Source organism: Gottschalkia purinilytica (assembly GCF_001190785.1).
Lineage (GTDB): Bacteria > Bacillota > Clostridia > Tissierellales > Gottschalkiaceae > Gottschalkia_A > Gottschalkia_A purinilytica.
This window is the reverse complement of sequence record NZ_LGSS01000002.1, coordinates 13,553-39,652: the sequence shown is the minus strand read 5'-3', so window position 1 is coordinate 39,652 and position 26,100 is coordinate 13,553. Positions and strand designations below refer to the sequence as shown.

Sequence of the window (26,100 nt, the reverse complement as noted above, 5' to 3'; positions counted from 1 at the left end):
GCTTTTTTCTATTGGACAAAAGATAAATATTTATTAGTACCTAAATATGTCCCTTAATATAGTTTAATATGTAGATTTTATTTATAAAAAGTACACTGTATAATATTATATATGGTGTTTTTATATGAGAATACTCCCAAAGTTCATTTAATAGATTCTTAAATACTATAAATGACACAAGAAACTTAAATGGGGTGATAGTCATGATTACGACGAACGGAGTATTTAAGGAAAAGAACATTACAAAAGCACTCCTGAAATTTTCTATACCAGCAGTTATTACTCTTCTAGTAGGAGAACTTTATAATATGGTAGATACCTTCTTTGTAGGAAAATATGTAGGGGTTAATGCCATAGGAGCTTTGAGTATTGCCTTTCCTATACAAAGATTAATGCTTTCATTATCGTTACTTATAGGCGTGGGAACTGCTACAGAGGTAGCTAGATCCTATGGTGCTAAAAACTTTGAAAGACTGAATAAAAGTATTGTGAATGCAATATTTTTAGGACTAGTAACTCTTATTTTACTTCCTATCATAGTCTTTGTATTTAAAGAGTTTATAATATCAAAGTTGGGAGCAAGTAGTACAATCTATCCTTTAGCAGAAGAATATATTACTATAGTACTAATCGGATCTTTGTTCTTAGGATTTACTAATATATTTGGATATATCTTAAATTCTTTAGGAAATCCTAAAATAGTTTTAATAGCTACATCTATAGGAGCTATAATCAATATTGTTATAGACCATATATTGGTTGGGATATTAGATATAGGAATAGCAGGTGCAGCTATAGCTACTGTGGTTTCTCAAATAATCGGATTTATATATGCATTTTACCAGATGTATAAGGTAGCTAAAAAAATCAATTTAAAATTTAATTTATCATTTGATTTAAATATAGTTAAGATTATTGTAGCAGTTGGATTTTCAACATTTATAGTAGAAATTTCAGATGCTATAGTTATAGGAATTTTAAACAATCTTCTTCTATCTGTTGGTGGAGATAAGGCTATTGTTATGATAGGGGTTATAACCAGAGTATCAATGTTCATGTATATAACTATGCTTGGAATTAGTTCAGGTATGCAACCACTTGCAGCCTATAACTATGGTGCTGAAGAATATAAGAAACTAGAAAAAGTAATAGAAAAGACTACTAAGCTAGCTTTTATAACATCTGTGGGAATTTGGATAGTGATGATGTTATTTACTCCACAGATAATAGGAAGTTTCTTAAGAGAAAAAGAGATATTAAAGGAAACTGTAAAGTCGTTTAGGACTACAATTTCAATATTTCCTATAATTACTTTTTACTATGTATCTATATATTATTATCAGGCAATAAAAAAAGCTAAAACAAGTCTTTTCTTATCTGTATATAGACAATTACTTTTATTCATTCCTATTGTAATTTTATTAGGAAAAACATTAGGTCTATTTGGAGCCTGGATAACATATCCAATTACAGATTTACTATCATCAATAACAGGACTTATTTATATTAAAAAAGGAATGGCTTTTCTAAATGATGAAAAACGTACTAGTAGAGATGACTTAGTAAGTCAAAGTTAATTATTAATAACTTAGGAAAAAATAAAAAAGTTAAGAAGGGGATTTTAAAATGAAAATAAGAAGAGCTAAACAAGAAGATCATATTTATTCGTCAGAACTTATCTTAAATGCTATAGAAGGTTTAGGAAAAACTTTTACTGGGTATAATGAAAAAAGAGATATTGTAGATACTCTAAGCAAATTTTTTCAAATGGATGAATGTAGATTTAGCTATAAGAATACTATAGTCTATGAAGAAGATAAGAAAGTAGTAGGTGTAATACTTGGATATTGTTCAAATGATACAGATAAGTTAGATGAAGCTATTATAAAACACTTAAGAGAAATGGGTATTAAAAGAGGTGCATTTGACAAAGAATCTTTCGAAAATGAATATTATATAGATACTGTATCAGTAGATCCACAGTATCAAGGAAGAGGAATTGCTAAAAAACTATTCAAGTCTATAGAAGATGAAGCTAGAAAACTAGGACATGATGTTACAAGTTTAATAGTTGATATAGATAAAGAAAATGCATATAGATTATATCAAAAGCTGGGATATGAAGAAGATCAAAAAATGGAAGTTGATGGACATTTATATAGGCATATGATAAAAAAGTTATAATATCATTTATGTTCTTATAAAATAGTTAATAGAATAATAACATTTTAATGTAACAAAAAATGTGTTAACTTTGATTTACTTGATAAAATATATATGGTATAATCATCTTTAAAATTAAAGTATATGAGTGCAGGGGGTAAAGGAATGGAAAAGACACTAGTTATAATAAAGCCTGATGGTGTTGAAAGAGGATTAATAGGTGAGGTAATAAGTAGATATGAAAGAAAAGGACTTAAGATAAAAGAATGTAGATTAATAAATGCTACTAAAGATATCTTAGAACAACACTATATTGAACATAAGGAAAAGCCGTTTTATGAAGGATTAGTATCGTACATGATGAGAGGTCCTGTAGTAGTAATGATAGTTGAAGGAAATGAAGCTATACAACTAGTTAGAAATATAAATGGAAGTACAAAACCTACTGAGGCAGCTATGGGAACAATTAGGGGAGATTTTGCAAATAGCGTAACTGAAAATATAGTTCATGCTTCAGATTCAATAGAATCATCTGAAAGAGAAATTTCAATTTGGTTCTAAGCTTTAAAATATAGATAGTTTATTCAAGAACTATAAACGTTTTAGTATATATTAGAACGTCTATAGTTCTTTTTTATATACTTTTAATTATTTAGTTAAATAAAAAGTACCATGATTTTTAGAAAATGTTGATTATATATTTAAAAGAATATATTATTTAGCTATATAGATAATATGTGTAATACTAGAAATTTTAAGAAAGCGAGACTATTAAGGGGGTATTTAAATGAAAGTTGCTATTATAATGGGCAGTGATTCAGATTATCCAGTGGTAAAAAAAACAGTACAAATATTAGAACAATTTGAAATAGATACAGAGATAAGAATTTTATCTACTCATAGAACTCCTTTAAAAGTTATAGAATTTGGCCAATGCGCTGAAAAGAACGGATTTGACTTAATAATAGCGGCATCAGGTAAAGCAGCACATCTACCAGGAGCTTTGGCGTCAATAACTTTGCTTCCAGTAATAGGGCTTCCTATAAAATCACCTATATTGGATGGAATAGACTCAATATTATCAATGGTCCAAACTCCAAAAGGGATTCCAGTAGCTACTGTAGGAATTGATAGTGGAGAAAATGCAGGATTATTAGCAGTGCAAATACTATCTCTTAAGTATAATATATTAAAAGAAAAACTAGAAAAATATAGAGAAGAAATGGAGAAAGATGTGCTACAGAAAGATAGAGAATTTAGAAATTTATAAATATCCTTTCACTTTTTAAGTATCATGTGAGGTTTAGAATCATATTATACATTAGAAAGGTGGAGATGATATTATGTTGGATGATCAAAGTTTAATTATAAATTCAGTATATTTATCAAAACTAAAATGGCATGAACTTATAGCCCTTACTATTTTTCTATCTAATAATGATGAAGTTGCAAATAATGAAATAGAAGAGAGCCCATTAATTCAAAACTACGTAAAAGCAAAAAGAACTAAAAAAATTTCACATATAATAAATAAAACATTAAATAGGTTTGAAACAATCAATTTAGAGGGTAAAGAAGAAAAAGAAGGTAAAGAAGACAGAGAGAATTGCAAATGTCTATTTGAGAAAATAGGTATTACTAGTGATGATATAAGTATATGGCAACTTACAGAAGAAGGGATGAACTTAGTAAATACTATAGTCGAGGATGAATGAGAGTAGTACATACTCTCTTTTTTGATTTAAATTAATAAAATTATAATTTTATAATTATAAATTTTAATGATATAATATAAAAAATAAATAAATTAGATGTTGTGATGAATTAGGTATTTGTGTAATATTATTAAAATTATCTTATGTACTTAATAATATTTATACTAAGAGAATAAAGTATAGTGTTTATAAATAATATACATATATTCAATGATGCAATGTATTTATTTTAATATGAAAATAGTATAGTATTAATATAATAGAGCATTATTTTGAAAGAGGTTAAGGAACAGCTAACAAAACATTATATAATTTTATAGAACTTTACTGAATTTATATAATGATTATATTATAATAAATTCAGAGATGATATAAATAAAATATTATTCTATAGGTGAATTTTCAAAATTAATAGGAAAAAATCCTCAAACATTAAGAGAATAGGATAAAAAAGATATATTAAAACCACATCATATTGCACCAACAGGATATAGATATTATTCACGAGAACAACTTAATCATTTTTTAGGAATTAAAGGAGAAAAGCATCTAAATAAAAAAGTAATAGGATATTGTAGAGTTAGTTCACATAACAAAAAGATGACCTTGAAAAACAGATTGAAAATGTCAAAACATATATGTGTATGTCAAAGGTTATCAACTTGAGATAATAACTGACATAGGAAGTGGAATTAACTACAATAGAAAGGTATTAAATTAATTGATAGATATGATAACTAACTATGAAGTATAAAAAATAGTAATTCTTTATAAAGATAGATTAGTGAGGTTTGGTTATGAGCTTACAGAAAATCTATGTGATAAATATGGAACTACTATTGAGATTATAGATCATACAGAAAAGACAGAAGAACAGGAGTTAGTTGAAGATTTAATTCAAATTATTACAGTATTTAGTTGTAGGCTTCAAGGTAAAAGAGCAAATAAGGCTAAGAAAATGATTAAGGAGTTTTTGAAAGATGATACTGGCAAAGAAGATTAGAATTATTCCTAATATAGAGCAAGAACAACAACTTTGGAAGTCTGTAGGAACTGCAAGATTTATATATAATTGGACACTTGCAAAGCAAGAAGAGAATTATAAAAATGGTGGTAAATTCATTAATGATGGTGATTTAAGAAAAGAGTTAACTATTTTAAAGAAAGCAGAATTTAACTGGCTTAATGAAGTATCTAATAATATAGCAAAACAGGCAGTAAAAGATGCTTGTAATGCTTATAAAATATTCTTCAAAAGATTAGCAGATAAGCCAAAATTTAAAAGTAGAAGAAAAAGTAAGCCATCGTTTTATAATGACAATATAAAATTAAAAGTTAAATCTAAAAAGGTTTTAATTGAAAAAGTAGGTTGGGTTAAGACATCAGAACAAGTACCTATGAATGTTAAATACACTAATCCAAGAGTAAGTTTTGATGGGAAGTATTGGTACTTATCTGTAGGTATTGAAAAAGAAAATCCAGTAGTAGAATTAACAAATGAAATCATAGGAATAGACGTTGGAATTGAGAATCTTGCTGTATGTTCCAATAGAATGACTTTTAAAAATATTAATAAAACAAGGTTAGTTAAGAAGTTAGAAAAAAGATTACGTAGGTTGCAACGTAAAGTATCAAAAAAATATGAAATGAATAAAGAAGGGAGGAAGTTCGTCAAAACAAGCAACATTATAAAACTTGAAAAGCAAATTAGATTACTTTATAGAAAATTATCTAATATTAGGAACAATCACTTACATCAGGCAACTACTAAGATAGTGAAAACCAAGCCATCAAGGGTAGTTATGGAAACACTTAACGTCAAAGGTATGATGAAAAATAAACATTTATCTAAAGCTATAGGCAGTCAAGGATTATACAAGTTTAAAAGGCAGCTTCAATATAAATGTGAATTTTATGGAATTGAGTTTATCGAAGCTGATAGATTTTATCCATCATCAAAAACTTGTAGTAAGTGTGGTCACATAAAGGCTAAGTTATTATTGTCTGAGAGAACTTATATCTGTGAAGAATGTGGAGTGGCAATTAATAGAGATTTTAATGCATCAATTAATTTAAGCAGATATTTAAGCATAACTACTTAAACAGTTATGTTTGAGATGTAGGAGTCGTTGTATCCGAAGTTAAGCCCTTGGAGTGTTATATCAAACGAAAGTAGTATATTCTTAGGAATTACAAAATCGGACACGTTGAACAGGGAATTAAATAAGCTTTATAAAGTTTTATAAGGTTTTGACAACGGTGTATACAAATGTTAACTAAAAGAGTAAAAAACATGATACCTTCAATGACAATAGGTATAACAGATAAATTAGAAGAACTTAAGAGAAATGGAATAGATATAATAAAGTTTAATATTGGAGAACCAGACTTTAATACACCAGAAAACATATCGAATGCGGCTAAGAAAGCATTAGATGAAGGTTTTACAAGATATACAGTAGTTTCTGGTATTTTAGAATTAAGAGAAGCTATAGTAAAAAAACTAAAAGAAGATAATAACTTAGACTATGAAGTTAACAATATAGTAGTTTCATCAGGAGCAAAGCAAGCCCTTATGAATACTATTTTAGCAATTTGTGAAGAGGATGACGAGGTTATCATTCCTACACCATGCTGGGTTAGCTATATTGAAATGATAAAGTTATCAGGAAGTAAACCTGTATTAGTAAGTGTAGATGAGAAAAATGGATTTAAGCTTAATATAGATAAAATAAGGGAAGCTATAACAGATAAGACAAAAGCAATACTTATAAATACTCCTAATAATCCAACAGGAGCAGTATATAGTAAAGAGGATTTAAGAGAATTAGGTAAATTAGCTGTAGAAAATGATTTTTACATTATATCTGATGAGATATATGAAAAGCTAGTTTATGATGGGGAAAGACACGTATCTATAGCATCACTTTCTAGTGAAATTAAGGAAAAGACTATAACTATAAATGGATTTTCTAAAGCATATGCGATGACTGGATGGAGACTTGGATATGCAGTTGGGCCTAAAGATATTATAAAAGGAATGAATGACATTCAAGGTCATATGACTTCAGGACCAAATTCTATCGCTCAGAAAGCTGGTGTAGAGGCATTAACAGGACCTCAAGAGTCAATTAGTATTATGATAGAAGAATATGGAAAAAGAAGAAAATACCTAATAGAAAAACTACAAGGTATTAATGGAATAACATGTCCAGATGTTAAAGGAGCCTTTTATGTTATGCCAGATGTATCTAGCTTTTATGGAAAAGAGTATGATGGAAAAGTTATAAAAGATTCAATAGATTTAAGTGAATTTTTATTAGAAAAGGCACATATAGCAGTAGTACCTGGAATTGCCTTTGAAGCTCCAAATAGTATCCGTATATCATATTCAAACTCTTTAGAAAATATAAAAGAAGGAATAGGTAGGATGGAAAAGGCATTAGAACTTTTAAGATAAACTGGAGGAAATAGGGAATGAAAAGAGCCTTAATAAGTGTTTCGGACAAAACAGGGATAGTAGAATTTGCTAAAGGATTGGTAAAGTTAGGATGGGAAATTATATCTACTGGTGGAACAGCTAAAACCCTCAGAGAAGAAGGTATAAATGTAATAGATGTTTCAGATGTGACTGCATTCCCAGAATGTTTTGATGGGAGAGTAAAGACTTTGCATCCCAATATACATGGAGGACTTTTAGCACTGAGAGATAACAATGAACATATGAATTCAATGGCTAAGTTAGACATAAAGTGTATAGATATGGTTGTAAATAATCTCTATCCTTTTAAAGAAACAGTATTAAGAGAAGATGTTACTCACACAGAGATAATAGAAAATATAGACATAGGTGGTCCTTCTATGTTAAGAGCCGCTGCAAAAAATTATAGATTTGTTACAGTTATAATTGATCCTAAAGATTATGATGAAATTTTGCAGCAATTAAAACATAATGGACAAGTATCAGAAGATACAAGATTATATCTTGCTAGTAAAGTATTTCAGTATACTAGTCATTATGATACGCTTATATCTAAGTATTTTAACAAAATTACTAATATTAAATTTCCAGACATAATATCTTTTACATTTGAGAAAAAGCAGGAATTAAGATATGGAGAGAATCCTCATCAAGAGGGAGCTTTCTATAAAGAAATAGAAGAGATATCAGGAACTCTTGCAGATACTGTACAATTACATGGAAAAGAGCTTTCTTTTAATAATATAAATGATACTAATAGTGCTTTAGAGATTCTGAAAGAATTTGATAAACCTACTGTTGTAGCAGTAAAACATGGTAATCCTTGTGGTGTAGGAAGTAGTGATACTTTAGAATTGGCTTTTAGAAAAGCATATGAGTGTGATAAAGTATCTATATTTGGAGGAATAATTGCTATAAATAGAGAAGTTGATGAATCCACTGCAAAACTTATAAATGAAATATTTATAGAAATAATAGTGGCACCTTCATATACTATTAAGGCATTAAACATTCTTAAATCTAAAAAAAATATTAGGATATTACAAATGCTACAAATAGATAAAAATGATTATGAAAGTTATGACTTAAAGAAGGTACTAGGTGGAATATTAGTACAAGATAGAGATACAATGTTACTTAATGAGAACTTTAAAGTAGTAACAGATAGAAATCCTACAGAAAAAGAAATAGAAGATTTATTATTTGCATGGAAGGTTGCTAAGCATACTAAGTCAAATGCGATAGTATTAGCTAAAGATAATGGAACAATAGCAGTTGGGCCAGGACAAGTAAGTAGAATATGGTCATTAGAAAATGCTATAAAGCAAGGAGGACAAAATGTAAAAGGAAGTGTGTTAGCTTCAGATGCATTTTTTCCATTTTCAGATTGCGTAGAAGAAGCATTTAAGGCTGGTATAACCGCAATTATACAACCTGGAGGTTCTGTAAATGATGAACTATCTATAAAAGCTGCTAATAAGCATAGTATAGCAATGATTTTTACAGGTATAAGGCATTTTAAACATTAATGGCTTAATTGGTAAATAATATAGAGAAACTTAAAATAAGAAATATAAACAAGAATTAGATAGGTTTGATTAAGTTGTCAAACCTATTTTTTTGTTTTAATATTATACTCTGTTAATAGTATCATAAAAAGGTTCGAAGAATATTTTAAGTAAAAGTAAAAAATCGGGAATTATAAGTTTTATTTTGTGTTTTATAGGTGAGCTTAGTTTATAATTGGGGGTATAATGCTTTGAATAATTTAGTTTCAGAGAAGTTAACGGGTGATATTAACTGTAAAAAAAATATGTTAAATTTTTTGATATTCTTGGTTACTGTTGTAATTAGTTTTTATTTAAGTAAAATAAATTTTACACTTTTTCATACTATTATAGAAATTATTTGTGCATTTGTAGGATTTATGATATTTATGATTGCAATGAATACTATTAAAGTAAGTGGAAGGAGTTTATACATTAATTTTTTAGGAATTTCTTATGGATTTATTGCAGTATTTGACTTAATGAATGGATTAACAGTGCCTAAATTAGGTTTATTTCCTACAGAAACATTAGATATGTCTATAAGAATGGCTATTATTGCTAGGTATATGGAGAGTTTTGCTATTATTCTTTCGCTATTACTTATAAAGAGGGATAAGAATGAGCAAATTAATTTATTTAAAATTAAAAATCTAAATAGAGTAGCTTTAGTTTATTTATTTATCTCAAGTATTTTTATAATAGATATTTTTACTTGGAATATATTTCCTAAGACTTTTATTCAAGGAATAGGAATAACACAATCTAAAATTATAAATGAATATATTGTATCAATAATATTTTTTATTTCATTAATAATTTTATACAAGAAGAAAAACTATTTTAGTAAAAAGATTTTAGTATATTTTAGTTTATCTATAGTGACTACAATATTAGGGGAATTATCAATGACTATATATAATGAAAGTGATTTATTCTCTATTGCAGTTGGACATGTTTTTAGACTTATATCTTTTATATTTATATATAGGGTTTTAATAGAGGAAAACGTTATGGAGCCGTATAGATTATTAAATTCTGAAATTATAGAGAGAAAAAAAGCTCAATTAGATCTTAGTAAGAAAACGAATATACTAAATTCAATACTAGAATCAACAAACGATGGGATTATAGTACTTAATCGTAAAAAAGAAATTATACATTTTAATAAAAAGTTTATTAATTTATTCGATATTGACTGGGAGTTACGAAAGGTAACAGATGATAAAAGAACTGTTGAATTTATTAATGAAAAGTTTTTAGAACCAAGTCATGTTATTGATAAGATGAAAAATATATATGATTATGAGAATGGAATACCTGACATTATCAAACTTAAAAACGGTAAGATATTAGAGGCTTCGTTAAGTTCATTTGTTATGAATGGAGAGAAAGATGGATATATATTTAGTTTTAAAGATGTGACACAGAAAAAAATAATTGAAAAAGAATTAGATAAAAATAATGAGTTATATAAAAAACTATTAGAACTATTACCAGATGCAGTATATGTAGAAAAGGATGAAAACATAATAATTGCAAACAAAAAAGGTATAGAATTATCAAAGTTTGAAACTATGAGTGAACTTAATCGTACTCATCCTAATAAAGCTTTTAAAGTTCCTCATGAAGATGAAGAGTTAGCAAAAAAAACAAGAGATAAACTATCAAGAGAAGAAACTTTTATAGGATTTGGAGAACAAAAAATTATATTAAGAGATGGTACTACTAGAGATGTGGAAATAGGGGCTTCATCTTTTAACTATGAAGATGATCATTATATACTTACTATTATGCGTGATATATCTGAAAGAAAAAAGGCTCAGGAGTTAGAAGTGCAAATAGAAATAAAAGAGAGATTATTAAGTGAAATACAGGAATATGATAATTTAAAGACACAGTTCTTTACTACTATATCTCATGAACTAAAAACACCTTTAAATGTTATACTTGGTACTGTACAGTTATTAGAATCAACTAAAGAAAATATAATTTTTTCTAATAATATAAAAGTCATGAATAAATACTTAAAAATGATGAGGCAAAACTGCTATAGACTGCTTAGACTTATAGGAAATTTGATAGATATAACAAAGGTAGATGCAGGATTTTTGACAATGAATATTAAAAACTACAATATAGTTAGTGTAATAGAAGAAACTACTCTTTCAGTTGCAGATTTCATTAAAAGTAAAGGAATAAGGTTGGTGTTTGATACAGAAATAGAAGAAAAAATTATAGCTTGTGATGCAGAAAAGTTTGAGAGAGTTTTATTAAACTTACTTTCTAATGCTATAAAATTTACAGGAGAGAATGGTGAAATCAGTGTGAATGTCTATAATAAAAAAGATTCTATAGTTATATCAGTTAAAGACACAGGAATAGGTATACCAGATGACATGAAAGATAAGATATTTGAAAGATTTAGACAAGTTGATACTTCCTTAAGAAGAAAAGCAGAAGGTAGCGGAATAGGTCTATCTATAGTTAAGTCCATAATAGAGCTTCATGGTGGGTCTATAAAAGTGAAAAGTGAACTTGAAAAAGGAAGCGAGTTTATAATAGAACTTCCTACAAATACAGTATATAATGATGTCCAGTACGAAGTAAATGATACATCAGATACAAATGTTGAAATGATAAAAATTGAGTTTTCAGATATATATCTGTAGAAAAATATAAATATTATGTAAAAATTGATAATCTATAATTTGGCTAAATTTAAAATAAGTTGAATTATAGATTATTTTTTATGGAGCTAAATATTTTTATATGTCTAATTATGTTGTTATTGAAATTATAAATAATACAAATAAAGGTAAAAAATACAAGATGTCGAATTCTAAATTTATACTGATATATGGAGGTATTAGAAGGATGGATAATATTTATGCTAGTACAACTTTAGATCAAAAAAAATCTGATATTAGTATTAAAAAAAATAGAGCTTATTTTATATTATTATTATATTTTGTTGCTTTTAGTATGTATTTAGGTAAGACAAGTTTCGTATCTTTTCACACTATGATGGAAACTATTTGCGCGTTTATTGGATCAATGATGTTTGCAATTGTATTAAGTACTTTTAAGATGAGAAATGAGTCTTCATATATAAACTTTTTAGGAATATCATATGGATTTGTATCTATATTCAATATGATTAATGGACTTAAATTGTACAATACATACTTAACTTATAAGAGATCATTAGATGTATACATATCACTATATATTATTTCTAAATGGATTTATGTATTACTGCTTTTTACTTCACTAATACTTATACAAAAAGATAATCAAAATAAATTATTTAAAACTAAGAATTTAAATCTGATAGCCAAAATTTATTTGGCTATATCTGTAATACTTATGATGGATATATTTGTTTGGGAGACAATGACTAAATTTTTTATTAAGCATAACTTAGTAGATTTATTTAAAACACTAGATGAATATATTATGTTGTCTATATTGTCCTTATCCTTAATTACTTTACACAAAAAGGCATATGCATTCAATAAAAAGACTTTTAGATATTTAAAACTATCAATGCTGATTACAATTCTAGGTGAGTTATTAATAATATTAGGAAGGCTATTTATAGTTCCTTATACTCAAAATAACTTATTAGCTGTTGGAGCTTTTAATGCATGTAAGCTGATTTCTATTGTACTTATATGTAAAACTTTAATAGATGAAAATATTATACATCCGTATAAATTATTAAATTGTGAAATTAATGAAAGAAAAAAGGCCCAATTAGATCTTGGAAAGAAAACTAATATACTAGATTCAATATTAGAATCTACAAATAATGGGATAATAGTTTTAAATCTAAAAAAAGAAGTTATACATTTTAACAAGGCCTTTATTGATATGTTTGATATTAAGGGAAGTATACCGTCGGTAATAAAAGAAGAAAAAATGTTTGAATTTATTAATAAAAAGCTTCTATATCCTGAGGATGTTATTGAAAGGATAGAAGATATATACAATCTTAAAATAGAAATAAATGATATAATTCAACTTAAAAATGGTAAAACAATAGAAGTTGTATTAACTTCTTTTGTCTTGGATGGAGAAAAAAATGGATGTATATTTAACTTTAGGGATATAACGCAAAGTAAGATGTTCGAAAGAGAACTAGAAAAAAGTACTGAGTTATATAGAAAGCTTTTAGAATTATTACCAGACGCAGTTTATGTTCAAAAAGGTGAACATATAATAATCACTAATAAGAAAGGATTAGAGTTATCACAAAAAGAGAATATATATGAATTAGCCTTAGCTCCTCATGACAAACTTTTTGAAGTTCCTCGTAGATATAGTAATATTATAGATAAAAGGATGGACAAGTTGTTAACTGAGGAAACTTCTGTAGAGTTTTTAGAACAGCAACTTATATTAGATAAAAATATTGCCATAGACGTAGAAGTAGCAGCAACATCGTTTATTCATGAAAGTGATCATTATATAGTAACTGTTATGCGTGATATATCAGAAAGAAAAAAAGCTGAGAAACTAGAAGAACAAGTTGAAATAAAAGAGAGATTATTAAAAGAAATACAAGAGTATGATGATTTAAAAACTCAATTTTTCACTACAATATCACATGAGTTAAAAACACCTTTAAATGTTATACTTGGAGGCATACAGTTAATTGAATCTACTAAAGAAGATATAATTTTTTCTAATAACATTAAAATTATGGATAAATACTTAAGGATGATGAAACAAAATTGTTATAGACTTCTTAGACTTATAAGTAATTTAATAGATATTACAAGAGCAGATGCAGGTTTTTTAACAATAAATACTAAAAATTGTAATGTAGTAAATATAGTAGAGGAAGTAACTCTTTCAGTTGCAGAGTTTATTAAAATCAAAGGAATAAATTTAGTGTTTGATACAGAAATAGAAGAAAAAGTTATAGCTTGTGATGAAGAGAAGCTTGAAAGAATCCTATTAAACTTACTTTCTAATGCCATAAAATTTACAAAAGCAGATGGTGAAATAAATGTAAATATATATGACAGAAAAGAATATATAGTTATATCAGTTAAAGATACAGGAATAGGTATACCAGATGATATGCAAGATAAAATATTTGAAAGATTTAGGCAAGTTGATACTTCGTTAAGAAGGGAAGCAGAAGGCAGTGGAATAGGGTTGTCTATAGTTAAGTCTATAGTTGAGCTTCATGGCGGAAATATAAAGGTTAAAAGTACACTTGGTAAAGGAAGTGAGTTTATAATAGAACTTCCTGTAAAAATGATAGATAGTGATTTTAAATGTAAAACGGATGACATGTCAGATAAAAATGTTGAAATGTTAAATGTAGAATTTTCTGATATATATCTTTAAGGAGATATTAAATATGTTATTAAAGACCAATAGACTATGATTTTATAAGTTTTATAAATATGCAAGTTAAGTTATAGGATGTCTGTAATTAAAACATATACTTTCTCCATTTTCTATAAAAATTACAGATAAACTAAATAAAGGGAAAAAATGCAAAATGTCGAATTTATAACTTTATACTAATACATGGAGGTATTATGTCAATGAGTAATGTTTTCACTAAGTCAATCTTAAATAAAGTAAACACTAATATTAATTATAAAAAAAGTAAGACATATTATCTAATACTACTATTTATCATTTTATTTAGCATTTATTTAAGTAAGATAAACTTTACTTCTTTTCATATGATGATAGAAACTATAACAGGGTTTGTAGGGGTAATGATGTTTGTAATTTCATTAAGTACTTTTAATGTGAAAGATGAATCTCCTTTTATAAACTTTATAGGAACTTTTTATGGATTCGTATCTATATTTAACTTAATGAGTGGGATCAAATTATATAAGTCAGATTTAGTATATAAGGAAATAGTTGATATTCATGTACCAATTTCTATTATTAGTGGATGTATAAAAGGCTTAGTAATTTTAGCGTTTATATTATTTGTAGAAAAGTATAAAGATAATGAGAGTCAATTATTTAACTTTAAGAATTTAAGTTTAGTATCCAAAATTTATCTAATTATATTTGGACTATTTACGATGGATATATTTATTTGGGAGACAATACCTAGATTTTTTATTAGAAATAAAGAAATATTACTATTAAAAATACTAAATCAATATGGAATACTGATAATATTTTCTATTTCACTATTAGTTTTACACCAAAAGAAAGATAGATTTAATAAAAGGAATTTTACATATCTTAAACTATCTATAATATCCCAAATTTTGGGAGAGATATCTTTAATACTAGGAAGATTATCCATGCTTCCTTATAATCAAGATAACTTATTGTCCCTTACAATGACACATATCTTTAGATTTATTTCCATTATGTTTATATATAAAATTTTATTATACGAAAATATTATAGAGCCATATAAACACTTAAATGCTGAAATTGTTCAAAGAAAAAAGGCCCAATTAGATCTTGGAAAGAAGACTAATATACTAAATTCGATATTAGAATCTACTAATAATGGAATAATAGTTTTAAATCTAAGAAGAGAAGTTATACATTTTAACAAGTCTTTTATTGATATGTTTGATATTAAGGGAAGTGTACCGTCAGTAATAAAAGAAGAGAAAATGCTTGAATTTATTAATACAAAATTTGTATATCCTGATGATGTTATTGAAAGGATAGAAGATATATACAATTTTAAAGTAGAAATAAATAATACAATTCAACTTAAAAATGGTAAAACAATAGAAGTTGTATTAACTCCTTTTGTTTTGGATGGAGAAAAAAGTGGATGTATATTTAGCTTTAGAGATATAACACAAAGCAAGATGTTTGAAAGAGAACTAGAAAAAAGTACTGAATTATATAGAAAGCTTTTAGAGTTATTACCAGATGCAGTTTATGTTCAAAAAAGAGAGCATATAATAATCACTAATAAGAAAGGATTAGAACTATCACAGAAAGAGAACATATATAAGTTAAGTGAAATCCCTTATGAAGACGTCTTTAAAATCTCTTATGAACATAGAAAAACCGTAAAAGAAAGAATAGCTAAGTTATTAACTGAAGAAACTTCTGTAGAATTTTTAGAACAACAGATTATACTAGATAAAAATATTTCTATAGATGTAGAAGTGGCGGCTTCATCTTTTAAACATGAAGATGACCATTATATAGTAACTGTTATACGTGATATATCAGAAAGAAGAAAAGCTGAGAAGTTAGAAGAACAAGTTGAAATAAAAGAAAAACTATTAAAAGAAATACAGGAATATGATAATTTAAAGACACAATTTTTTACTACTATATCTCATGAATTAAAAACACCTCTAAATGTTATACTCGGAGCTGTACAGCTGTTAGAATCTACTAAAGAAGATATAATGATTTCTAACAATATTGAAACCGTTAACAAGTATTTGAAAATGATGAAACAGAATTGCTATAGACTCCTTAGACTTATAAGGAATCTAATAGATATCACTAAGGCAGATACAGGTTTTTTAATAATGAATACTCAAAATTGTAACATAGTAAATATAGTAGAGGAAGTAACCCTTTCAGTTGCAGATTTTATTAAAAGCAAAGGAATAAACTTAGTATTTGATACTGAAATAGAAGAAAAAGTTATAGCTTGTGATATAGAAAAAGTTGAAAGAATTTTACTGAATTTGCTTTCTAATGCTATAAAGTTTACTGAAGAAAATGGTGAAATAAATGTAAATATATATGATAAAGAAGATTTCATAGTTATATCAGTTAAAGACACAGGAATAGGTATACAAGATGATATGAAAGATAAGATATTTGACAGATTCAGACAAGTTGATACTTCATTAACAAGAAAAACAGAAGGCAGTGGAATAGGGTTATCTATAGTTAAGTCTATGATAGAACTTCACGGCGGTAATATAAAAGTAGAAAGTGAGTTTGGAAAAGGAAGTGAGTTTATAATAGAACTTCCTGTAAAAACAATGACTGATAATACTTCAGAAGAAGTGGATCATGTAACGGATAAAAATGTTGAGATGATAAATGTAGAATTTTCGGATATATATTTTTAGAGAATATATGGATAAATTTTATTGAGATATCATAATAAAATAATAAACTTAACAACATGTTAAAAGAGATTATTTAGTAATTTATAGCTAAAGATTATATATGTACTCCTTAGATAATATACTTATATAAAAATATATTTTAAGATTTAATATAAGTAAAGGAGTGTATATTTATGAAGCATGTTACTATTATGGAGTATACTCAAGGAGATAGTTTAAAAGATAAAGTAGATCAGTGGATATCTGAAAATGAACATGAAATATTAGAAATTATAGATATTGAATATTCGCAAAGAGGAGATAATATATATTTGGCTACAATTACATATGAAGAAAGAGAAGAGGAAAGTGAATAGATAAATAAAAAAATATCAATGTATCTAAGAAATAAGACACTAATTAATGACATATTTCCAGGGAAATTAAAAAAAGATGACAAGAGTATTCTTGTTATCTTTTTTTATGTTGTTAATCTACAATATAAAACAGTATAGGAAGTATTATGGTATTATATGTAATGAAGACAATTTATTTAGAGAGGTGTGCATATGAGCAATATTTTACTAGTAGAAGATGATAAGTCTTTAAATAGAGGTATTAGCTTTAAACTATCAAAGGAAGGTTACAATGTTTTTGCAAGTGAAAATATAAATGAGGCAAAAAAAGTGCTTAATGATGAAAATATAGACTTAATTATATTAGATGTAGGACTTCCAGATGGAAATGGATTTGATTTTTGTAGTGAAATAAGAATGATAAGTGATGTACTTATAATATTCTTAACTGCATGTGATGAGGAAGTGGATATAGTCACTGGACTTGACATAGGTGGAGATGACTATATTACAAAGCCATTTAGTCTTATGATTCTCATATCAAAAGTAAATGCTTTTTTAAGAAGAAATTCACTTAAAGTTACTAAGGAAATAGTTTCAGAAGATATAACTTTGTATGATGATGTTATGAAAGTATTTAAAGATAATGAAGAAGTTATCTTAAGTAAAACAGAGTTTAAATTAATTAAATATCTTATGACTAACTCTCAACAAATAATAACAAAAGAACAATTATTAACAGAACTATGGGACATAGATGGTATATTTGTAGAACAAAACACAGTAGCAGTTAATATTAGAAGGCTTAGAGAAAAAATAGAGGACAACCCTTCTAAACCTAAATACATAAAAACTGTAAGAGGTATAGGTTATATTTGGACTGAAAGGTGTGTTATGAAATGATTTTCAAGAAAGAACCTTTAATTAAAAAATTACTTACTGTTTTAATAATTAGTTTAGTCATTATATTTTCTACACTAATACTCAGCAATTATTATTTTTTCAAGGAAGTAAGTAAACATGAATTAGAGATAAGAGAAGAGATGATAGGAAAGTTATCTAGTATCTATCCTGAAAAAGAAAAAGATATTGTAAAAACTTTATCTAGCAAGTCTAAGTCTAAAAAAGATTATAAAAATTTAGGAAAGAACATACTTAAAAAGTATAACTATAGTTCTAAAATAAAAAGGAATATGGAATATGATTTTAATAATTATTTTAAAGATTTTTTAGTTAAAAATCTATTTATTATGATCTTTATAATTCTCATTAATATTATTTTATTTGTATTTATATTTAAGTATTTTATAAATAAACTTGAGAAAGTCTCTTTCGCTATAGATAGAATTATGGATGGTGACTTTTCAATGACTGTAAACATAGATAAGGAAGGTATACTTTCTAGACTAGAATCTCAGTTTTATCAGATGTCAAAGAGACTAAAATTAAGTCTAGAAAATTTAAATAGTGAAAAAGAAAATATAAAATCTTTAGTTACGGATATTTCTCATCAAATTAAAACACCTATATCTTCTATAAAACTATTTAATACACTTTTAACAGATAATGAATTAGAGGAACAAGAAAAAGTGGAATTTTTAGAAAGAACAAAGGAGGAAGTAGACAAGCTTGAATGGTTGTCAAATTCTTTAATAAAAATATCGAGAATGGAAGCTGGAATTATACAACTTAAAAAAGAGAATAAAGATATAAAGAAAACTATACTTGAAGCTGTTAATGGAATATATTTAAGAGCTTTAGATAGTAATATAGATATTAATATTATGGTGGATAGTATCAATGTTTATCATGACTCTAAGTGGACTAAAGAAGCTATATTTAACATACTGGAAAATGCAGTTAAGTATACACATGAAAATGGGCAAATTGATATTACTTTAGAAAAACTTGAAACATATATAAAGATAGATATTGAAGATAATGGGATAGGAATTCCATCAAATGAAATTAGTAATATCTTTAATAGATTTTATAGAGGTAATTTAGAAAAAGTTAGAAATTCTGAAGGATCAGGGATAGGACTCTATCTTTCAAGAAAGATATTAGAAGAACAGGGTGGAAATGTGACAGTATCTTCTCAAGAAAATAAAGGTACAAAGTTTACAATTTTTTTAACTTTACAAAACTGTAAGGTAGCTTAAATCATTTTGTAAGACACAGATGATATTCTTTATTTAGTGAGGAGGTAAAGTGATGAAAATATTAGAAACTAAATCCTTAAAAAAGTATTATGGAGAAGGAAATAATCTAGTAAAAGCAGTAGATAATGTTGATTTAACAGTAAATGAAGGCGAATTTGTGGCTATAGTAGGTACATCGGGATCGGGAAAAAGTACTTTGTTACATATGATGGGGGGACTAGATAAACCTACAAATGGCAAAGTTTTTATAGATGAACAGGATATATACTCCATGAACAGTGAAAATTTAGCTATATTTAGAAGAAGAAAGATAGGATTTGTTTTTCAATCATATAACTTAGTACCAGTACTAAATGTATGGGAGAATATAACACTACCTATAGAATTAGATATAAAAAAAGTTGATAAAGAGTTTGTAAAAGACTTGATGGAAACTTTAAGTATATATGATAAGAAGAATTCTCTCCCAAGTCAACTATCAGGAGGACAACAGCAGCGTGTAGCCATAGCAAGAGCTCTTGCTACTAGACCGTCTATCGTATTAGCAGATGAACCTACTGGGAATCTTGATTCTAAGACAAGCTTAGAGGTAATAAATCTTTTAAAGTACTCTGTAAGAAAGTATTATCAAACATTAGTTATTATAACTCATGATGAAAAAATAGCACAAATGGCAGATAGAATAGTTAGAATAGAGGATGGAATGATAGTTAACAGGGAGGAATCTTCTTGTTAACTTATGTGAAAATAGCTTGGAAGTATATAACGAACTATTCTAGAAGGACATTATCTATAATTTTAAGTATTGCTCTTAGTACATTTTTAATAGTGACTATAGGGTCATTATCGGAAAGCTCAAAAAATGCAAATGCTAATTACATTAGGAAGTCAATTGGTGTACAGCATGTTAGATATAATGATCTTAATATGAAGCAATTAAACAAAATAAAAAACAATAAAAATATTAAAACTTTAGCGAATACAGTTTATTGCGGCAAGGGAGAATTTGAAGATAGACTGTCTGTTAATATACTTGCAGCAGATAAAAATATATTATATATGGATAACACAGAACTAATAAGAGGAGAGTATCCTATAAGGTCAGATGAAATAGCAATTGAGAAGTGGGTTTTAGATAGATTAAATCTTCCTCATGAACTTGGACAAACTATATCATTTTCTATGGAAAAAAATAATAGAATACAGGAGTTTAAACTAGTAGGAATAATAAAAGATAGAGAAAAAAGTAAGGCTAGATGTGAGCTAGAAGGATATATAGCTTTTAATAAAGAGAACATAACTAATAATGAAAACTACATATTTGGATTTGTTGAATTTAAAGAAGGACTAAATATAAACAAAGAAATAAATAATCTAGCTAAAGAAATAGGAATAAAAGATAAAAAGGATATAAAAATAAATAAGACGTTACTTGAGGCTATAGGAAAACTTAACGTTATAGATTGGAATTTAGTTAAGATATCATTAATGTTAATGATCATAGGTGGAATGGTAGTATATAGTTTATATAGTATGTCAGTTTTAAAAAGAGTACAAGAATATGGAATGATGAGAGCAATAGGTATAACATCCAAACAGATGATACTTGTTATACTTTCAGAGACTATAATTATATATATTATAGGAATGATTCTAGGAACGATGATGGGAATATGTTCTCTAAATTTATTTAAAGGAAGTACTATGGGGCTATTTACAGAAGGAAATGTTAAGCTAAATACTGTAGTAATATCTACATTTGCAATTAAATTATCTATGTTAATATCTATCATTTCACTAATATTATCAAGTATAAGAGCTACTTTCTTAACATTTAAAGTATCTCCTATAGAAGCTATAAATAAAACTACTCAAGATAAAAACATAAACTTTAATATGAAGGAAAGCTTCATTGAAAAGCATATAAGTATATCTAGTAAAGTATCGTACAAAAATTTAAAGAGAAACAAAAAAACTTTAATATTTGCTATATCAGTTATGTCTATAGGATGTATATTATTTATATCAAGATCATTTAAAGATGAACTGTTTGAGAGGGATTACGATTATCAAAGAAGTATTGACAAGTCACTTAGCTATGAATTTAGACTAAATGTAGACGAGCTAATACCTATGAAATATGGATATACTAAAAAACAGTTAGAGGAGATGAAAAGTATACAAGGTATAGGAGATATAGTAGCTAAACAAGTCCTTTATTCTAAAATAAAGTTTAATAAAGAAGATATAAACAATATAAACGGAATATCATACTTAGAATCTCAAGATAAGAGTGCTCGTTCTATGGAAGGAGTGGATTATAAGTTTTTATTCAAAGGAGATAATGATAAAGAACTAGTAGTTAACAATACAATCTTAGGGTTATCTGATAGTGACTTGAAATCTCTAAATAAGTTAATTCCTGAACTAAAAATTGATGTAGATAAAATGAAAAAAGAATATTCAGCTATAGTTATCATTCCAAAAGCAAATAGAAAGGGTGAATTGTGGGATAAAAAAGAGAAAAATCTTAAACCTGTATTTAATAAGAAAGTTGGAGATAAGATAAAAATAACTATTCCTAGGGAATATTATGATAAGTCAATGGATAACTATGAGATTTTAGGAAAATATGAAAAGTATAAGTCTCAATATATAGATAAGGAATTTGAAATTACAGAGATATTAAACTATGATGATATTTCATTTTATGATAAAGATCACAACTATTTAGGAATTTATTCCAATCCTTATATAATAGTATCAGAAGACATATTTAAAGAGTTTTCAGGGATAGATACATATAGAATAGTTCATATAGATATGAAACAAGGTGCTGACTACAATTATGTCAAAAAAAAGGTTCAAAACATGTCAGAAATTTTTAAACATACTAATGTTATGGATTCTACTGGTAAAGATAAACAAATTAAAAGAGCAGTAAGACAACAAAGTACTTTACGAAACTCTATTATTGTCGTTTTAATAATAATAAGTGGACTAAGTATATTTAATAACATAAATCAAGGTCTAGTAACAAGAATAAGAGAGCATGGGATTATGAAGGCGGTAGGTTTTACTGATAAACAGTTTAGAAGAATGATAAGATTTGAGGGATTAATGTATGGAGGTATATCAGCTTTATTTTCTTGTACTTTAGCATTTATCATTCAATTAGGAATATTTATATATTATGTATACTATAAAGATTGGTTATTATTAAAAAAATTCTTTATACAGCCAGAGATTTATTTAATAGTAATAGCTATAAATCTAGCTATTGGATATATAGCGACATTAGGTCCAATAAGACAGGTTAATAAAGTAGGAATAACAGAAGCTATAAGTTCTGTTGAATAAAAAAGAAACTATTTAAATAGTTTCTTTTTTTATGTTTAGAAACAACTTTACAAAACTGTAAGAATGCTTAAATCATCTTGTAAGGTGCGAATGATATTATTCTTTTGTAGAAACAAGTGGAAGGAGAACTAATAATGACAAATAAACGCAATGTAACAGTTGACGTATTAAAAGGTTCAGCTATTATTACCGTTATTTTAGTACATGCTTTTCGTGGAAAAGGGAAAATAGATATATTTATAGGAGAGGTTGGTCGTTAGGCAGTACCTGCATTTTTCATGATTCAAGGTTTTTATATGAATAAAGGAGCACAACAGCCATGGATTAAATATTCTATGAAAAGAATAAAAAGAATATATCTACCGTTTATTATAATTTCATTGATATATGGTTTATATTTTTTTATGGTTGATGGCAAAGGGTTTACATTTTTAGATGTTATTTTAGGTGAAACTGCTGTACATCTCTACTTTATAATTCATTATATGATTTTTACACTACTTGCTCCGTTTCTATATAAAATAAAATACAAACTTAGGTATTATTGTATGTGGTTTATGGTATTTAGCAATTTTGCTATATGCCTAGCATTAGAAATACAGAAGTCTTATGGTATTAAATTAATTACTTATAATGGAATTAACCCAGGTAAATGGTGGGGATTTTTAGCATTAGGGATGATAGTAGCAGGCAGACAGAATATATTTAGATACATTAATAATCATCGTTTGAAAGTTATTCTTTTATCTAGTTTGGTTACAGTAATTGGTACTTTATTACCTTTTTGGACAAACACTGTTGGCTATATGTATAACCGTTCTAGTTTGTTTCCACTTGCTATTGGTGTAACTGTACTGATTATTGCTATCTTTGAACAAAGAGAAGTACCTGGGAAAAATACTCTAGCCAGTATAGGACAAAAGAGCTTTGGTATTTATCTAATACATTTATTTATTATACACTTTTTAAAATATATCTTAGAAATCAAAGTACCTTTGTTAGTATCTATTTTTACAATAATTATTTGTTTACACATTTTAGATATAGGAAAGTTATTATGGTCATCTTTAGCTAATTTAATAACCGGAGGGAAGTCTAAGGTAATTGTAGTAGATTATAAAGAAAATTTATAAAGTTTAATATACAACTAAGCTTTAAAGTATATAAAAACTAAAATTCATTTTATTAGGAAGTGATTAAAATTAAAAGAAAACTATTATATAGTACTATACTCGTAATCTGCTTTGTATTAATAGCTTCATATATAAAAAATTTATTTACAAAGAACATGAAAGTGAAAGCAATGGGAAATGAACATATTCCCATACTTATGTATCATCATGTTGTAAAAGATCCTAGTAAAACTAATTTAATAACAGTAACTGATAAAAGATTTGAAGAAGACATGGAGTATTTGAAAAAGAATGGATATAATACTATATCTTTTAAAGAATTAATAGATTACAAAGAAGGAAGAGCTAAGCTACCAGGAAAACCTATAATTATAACATTTGATGATGGATATGATAATAATTACAAGTATGCCTATCCTATTTTGAAGAAAAACAACATGAAAGCTACTATATTCGTAGTAGGTTCTAGATTGGGGATAATCAAATATAATAATGATCCAAGATACTCTTATTTTTCTTGGGAACAAGCAAAAGAGATGTTTGAAAGTGGACTTGTAGAAATACAGCCTCATACATATGATCTTCATTATTACAAAGAAAGCCCTAATCATGGAGAAGGTGTATTGTCTAAGACTAAAGAAAGTAAAAAATCTCACTATGATAGGTTTACAAAGGATACAGATAAGATCATTAAACTCATTAAGGAAAAAGTGGGAAGTGAGTCTTATGTTTACGCTTATCCATATGGAAAATATAATTCTACAAATGAAGAGGTTCTGAAAAAACTGAACTTTAAAGTTACCCTTACTACTAAGAGTAAATATGCTAATATATCAGATGGATTATACGAACTTAAGAGAATAAATGTACCTTCAAATAAAAAACTTAAAGATCTATTATTTTAAGTCAAGTAATGAATATGTATTCTGTATTTATATATTTTACAATAGTATGCTTATAGGAAAGGAGGATCATATTGTCGACATATATTAAGGTAGGTTGGAAATACATACGAAAATATACTGAGAGCTCAATTACTATGGTTATAATCATTGCACTTAGTACGTTTTTAATAATAACTATAGGTTCTTTGACGGAGAGTTCGAGAATGACTAATGTTAATAGTGCGAAAAAGTTGGTTGGGATTCAACATGTTAGATATAATAGGCTTAAGATAGACCAAGTGAACAAAATAAGAAAAAATAAAAATGTAAAAGTATTAGCAAATTCATCTTACTATAAAGAATGGAATTATAAAGACAAACTATCAGTTAGTATATTTTCAGCAGATAAAAATATATTATATATGGATGCAACAAAAATATCAGAGGGAAGATTTCCTACCAATTCTAATGAGATAGCAATGGAAATGTGGGTTTTAGAGAAGCTAAGACTTCCCAATAAACTTGGACAAACTATAAATATACCATTAGAGGAAGGAAAAGAAAAAAAGTTCAAGTTGGTAGGAATAATTAATGATAGATCAGAAATAAAATCTATAGGACAGCTTCAAGCATACATAGCTTTTAATAAAGAAAATTTAACTAATAATAAAAATCATATATACTCATTTGTTCAATTTAAAAAAGGATTAGATATTAAAGATGAAACCTACAAATTAGCAAAAGAAATTGGAATAAAAAATAAAAAGAACATAATATTAAATAGGATATTACTTTCTACTATAGGTCAACTTGAAGCAATTAATTGGGATTTAATTAAAACATCATTAATATTAATGATTATAGGTGGAATGATAGTATATAGCATATATAGCATTTCAGCATTAAGAAGAATACAAGAATATGGAATAATGAGGGCAATAGGTTCTACTTCTAAGCAAATAATATATACAATATTATCAGAAATAGGTATCATATATATAATAGGTACACTATTAGGTACAATAATGGGGATTTTTTCTATATATCTATTTAAAGGAATTACCATTAGTTTGTTTACAATGGGAATGAATAAATTAGATACTATAGTTATTTCTACATTTGCTATTAAGTTATCTACAATAGTATCCTTAGTGATTGGGATACTAACAGGTATAATGGTAGGATTATTAACTATTAAGTTATCACCTATGAATATAAAAAAGTATAAATCTCAATATGCACAAAAAGTTTAAGGTTTTA

At 26.7% G+C, this 26,100-nt stretch carries 19 protein-coding genes and 2 pseudogenes; all 21 read left to right on the top strand.

The annotated features are described in order from the left end of the window. Positions 1-203: 203 nt before the first annotated feature. The gene (locus tag CLPU_RS02015; RefSeq protein WP_097677525.1) at positions 204-1,577 is read left to right on the top strand and encodes an MATE family efflux transporter; all 1,374 of its coding nucleotides are present in this window, start codon (positions 204-206) and stop codon (positions 1,575-1,577) included. 49 nt (positions 1,578-1,626) lie between these two features. Then, a complete protein-coding gene (locus CLPU_RS02010; protein ID WP_050353979.1) occupies positions 1,627-2,184 on the top strand; it encodes a GNAT family N-acetyltransferase in 558 nt (185 codons plus the stop codon). Between the two features lie 144 nt (positions 2,185-2,328). Next, the gene (gene ndk, locus CLPU_RS02005) at positions 2,329-2,724 is read left to right on the top strand and encodes a nucleoside-diphosphate kinase (RefSeq protein WP_050353978.1); all 396 of its coding nucleotides are present in this window, start codon (positions 2,329-2,331) and stop codon (positions 2,722-2,724) included. A gap of 226 nt (positions 2,725-2,950) precedes the next feature. After that, positions 2,951-3,433, top strand: coding sequence for a 5-(carboxyamino)imidazole ribonucleotide mutase (gene purE, locus CLPU_RS02000; protein WP_050353977.1), 483 nt, complete (start codon positions 2,951-2,953; stop codon positions 3,431-3,433). Between the two features lie 73 nt (positions 3,434-3,506). Continuing rightward, positions 3,507-3,878 carry a hypothetical protein gene (locus tag CLPU_RS01995; protein ID WP_050353976.1) on the top strand — a complete coding sequence of 124 codons (372 nt, stop codon included), beginning with the start codon at positions 3,507-3,509 and terminating at the stop codon, positions 3,876-3,878. A 375-nt stretch (positions 3,879-4,253) separates the two neighbouring features. Continuing rightward, positions 4,254-4,881, top strand: a pseudogene (locus CLPU_RS16490) (IS607 family transposase). Further along, positions 4,859-5,980: an RNA-guided endonuclease InsQ/TnpB family protein gene (locus CLPU_RS01985; RefSeq protein WP_050353975.1), complete on the top strand. Its 1,122-nt coding sequence runs from the start codon at positions 4,859-4,861 to the stop codon at positions 5,978-5,980. Before CLPU_RS16490 ends, CLPU_RS01985 begins: the two are co-directional and overlap by 23 nt. 167 nt (positions 5,981-6,147) lie before the next feature. Next, entirely contained in the window at positions 6,148-7,338 is a 1,191-nt protein-coding gene (locus tag CLPU_RS01980; RefSeq protein WP_050353974.1) for a pyridoxal phosphate-dependent aminotransferase, read from the top strand. A gap of 17 nt (positions 7,339-7,355) precedes the next feature. Further along, positions 7,356-8,888 carry a bifunctional phosphoribosylaminoimidazolecarboxamide formyltransferase/IMP cyclohydrolase gene (gene purH, locus CLPU_RS01975; protein WP_050353973.1) on the top strand — a complete coding sequence of 511 codons (1,533 nt, stop codon included), beginning with the start codon at positions 7,356-7,358 and terminating at the stop codon, positions 8,886-8,888. A gap of 230 nt (positions 8,889-9,118) precedes the next feature. After that, entirely contained in the window at positions 9,119-11,578 is a 2,460-nt protein-coding gene (locus tag CLPU_RS01970) for an MASE3 domain-containing protein (RefSeq protein ID WP_050353972.1), read from the top strand. A 205-nt stretch (positions 11,579-11,783) separates the two neighbouring features. Continuing rightward, positions 11,784-14,270: an ATP-binding protein gene (locus CLPU_RS01965; protein ID WP_050353971.1), complete on the top strand. Its 2,487-nt coding sequence runs from the start codon at positions 11,784-11,786 to the stop codon at positions 14,268-14,270. 203 nt (positions 14,271-14,473) lie between these two features. Next, positions 14,474-16,966 carry an ATP-binding protein gene (locus CLPU_RS01960; protein ID WP_050353970.1) on the top strand — a complete coding sequence of 831 codons (2,493 nt, stop codon included), beginning with the start codon at positions 14,474-14,476 and terminating at the stop codon, positions 16,964-16,966. Positions 16,967-17,139: 173 nt separating this feature from the next. Next, a complete protein-coding gene (locus CLPU_RS01955; protein ID WP_050353969.1) occupies positions 17,140-17,322 on the top strand; it encodes a hypothetical protein in 183 nt (60 codons plus the stop codon). A gap of 192 nt (positions 17,323-17,514) precedes the next feature. Further along, positions 17,515-18,204: a response regulator transcription factor gene (locus CLPU_RS01950; protein ID WP_050353968.1), complete on the top strand. Its 690-nt coding sequence runs from the start codon at positions 17,515-17,517 to the stop codon at positions 18,202-18,204. Then, positions 18,201-19,463, top strand: coding sequence for a sensor histidine kinase (locus CLPU_RS01945; RefSeq protein WP_050353967.1), 1,263 nt, complete (start codon positions 18,201-18,203; stop codon positions 19,461-19,463). The genes CLPU_RS01950 and CLPU_RS01945 overlap by 4 nt, the downstream gene beginning before the upstream one ends. A gap of 52 nt (positions 19,464-19,515) precedes the next feature. Next, positions 19,516-20,199, top strand: a complete 684-nt coding sequence (locus CLPU_RS01940) for an ABC transporter ATP-binding protein (RefSeq protein WP_050353966.1) — start codon at positions 19,516-19,518, stop codon at positions 20,197-20,199. Further along, a complete protein-coding gene (locus CLPU_RS01935; RefSeq protein WP_050353965.1) occupies positions 20,193-22,823 on the top strand; it encodes an ABC transporter permease in 2,631 nt (876 codons plus the stop codon). Before CLPU_RS01940 ends, CLPU_RS01935 begins: the two co-directional genes overlap by 7 nt. 134 nt (positions 22,824-22,957) lie before the next feature. Then, positions 22,958-23,083: a hypothetical protein gene (locus tag CLPU_RS17960; RefSeq protein WP_268760442.1), complete on the top strand. Its 126-nt coding sequence runs from the start codon at positions 22,958-22,960 to the stop codon at positions 23,081-23,083. Positions 23,084-23,095: 12 nt separating this feature from the next. Continuing rightward, a pseudogene (locus CLPU_RS01930) lies at positions 23,096-23,956 on the top strand (acyltransferase family protein); the annotation flags it as partial. 170 nt (positions 23,957-24,126) lie between these two features. Then, positions 24,127-24,861, top strand: coding sequence for a polysaccharide deacetylase family protein (locus tag CLPU_RS01925; protein ID WP_050353963.1), 735 nt, complete (start codon positions 24,127-24,129; stop codon positions 24,859-24,861). 71 nt (positions 24,862-24,932) lie between these two features. Beyond that, positions 24,933-26,093 carry an ABC transporter permease gene (locus CLPU_RS01920; protein WP_050353962.1) on the top strand — a complete coding sequence of 387 codons (1,161 nt, stop codon included), beginning with the start codon at positions 24,933-24,935 and terminating at the stop codon, positions 26,091-26,093. The last annotated feature ends 7 nt before the right edge of the window (positions 26,094-26,100 follow it).

Excerpts from the sequence above, each read along its gene's own strand:
- CLPU_RS01985 (WP_050353975.1), top strand. The coding sequence starts at position 4,859 with ATGATACTGGCAAAGAAGATTAGAATTATTCCTAATATAGAGCAAGAA.
- CLPU_RS01950 (WP_050353968.1), top strand. The coding sequence starts at position 17,515 with ATGAGCAATATTTTACTAGTAGAAGATGATAAGTCTTTAAATAGAGGT.
- CLPU_RS01960 (WP_050353970.1), top strand. The coding sequence starts at position 14,474 with ATGAGTAATGTTTTCACTAAGTCAATCTTAAATAAAGTAAACACTAAT.
- CLPU_RS01945 (WP_050353967.1), top strand. The coding sequence starts at position 18,201 with ATGATTTTCAAGAAAGAACCTTTAATTAAAAAATTACTTACTGTTTTA.
- ndk (WP_050353978.1), top strand. The coding sequence starts at position 2,329 with ATGGAAAAGACACTAGTTATAATAAAGCCTGATGGTGTTGAAAGAGGA.
- CLPU_RS02010 (WP_050353979.1), top strand. The coding sequence starts at position 1,627 with ATGAAAATAAGAAGAGCTAAACAAGAAGATCATATTTATTCGTCAGAA.
- purE (WP_050353977.1), top strand. The coding sequence starts at position 2,951 with ATGAAAGTTGCTATTATAATGGGCAGTGATTCAGATTATCCAGTGGTA.
- CLPU_RS01965 (WP_050353971.1), top strand. The coding sequence starts at position 11,784 with ATGGATAATATTTATGCTAGTACAACTTTAGATCAAAAAAAATCTGAT.
- CLPU_RS01995 (WP_050353976.1), top strand. The coding sequence starts at position 3,507 with ATGTTGGATGATCAAAGTTTAATTATAAATTCAGTATATTTATCAAAA.
- CLPU_RS01925 (WP_050353963.1), top strand. The coding sequence starts at position 24,127 with ATGGGAAATGAACATATTCCCATACTTATGTATCATCATGTTGTAAAA.
- CLPU_RS01980 (WP_050353974.1), top strand. The coding sequence starts at position 6,148 with ATGTTAACTAAAAGAGTAAAAAACATGATACCTTCAATGACAATAGGT.
- CLPU_RS01955 (WP_050353969.1), top strand. The coding sequence starts at position 17,140 with ATGAAGCATGTTACTATTATGGAGTATACTCAAGGAGATAGTTTAAAA.
- CLPU_RS02015 (WP_097677525.1), top strand. The coding sequence starts at position 204 with ATGATTACGACGAACGGAGTATTTAAGGAAAAGAACATTACAAAAGCA.
- CLPU_RS01940 (WP_050353966.1), top strand. The coding sequence starts at position 19,516 with ATGAAAATATTAGAAACTAAATCCTTAAAAAAGTATTATGGAGAAGGA.
- CLPU_RS17960 (WP_268760442.1), top strand. The coding sequence starts at position 22,958 with ATGACAAATAAACGCAATGTAACAGTTGACGTATTAAAAGGTTCAGCT.
- purH (WP_050353973.1), top strand. The coding sequence starts at position 7,356 with ATGAAAAGAGCCTTAATAAGTGTTTCGGACAAAACAGGGATAGTAGAA.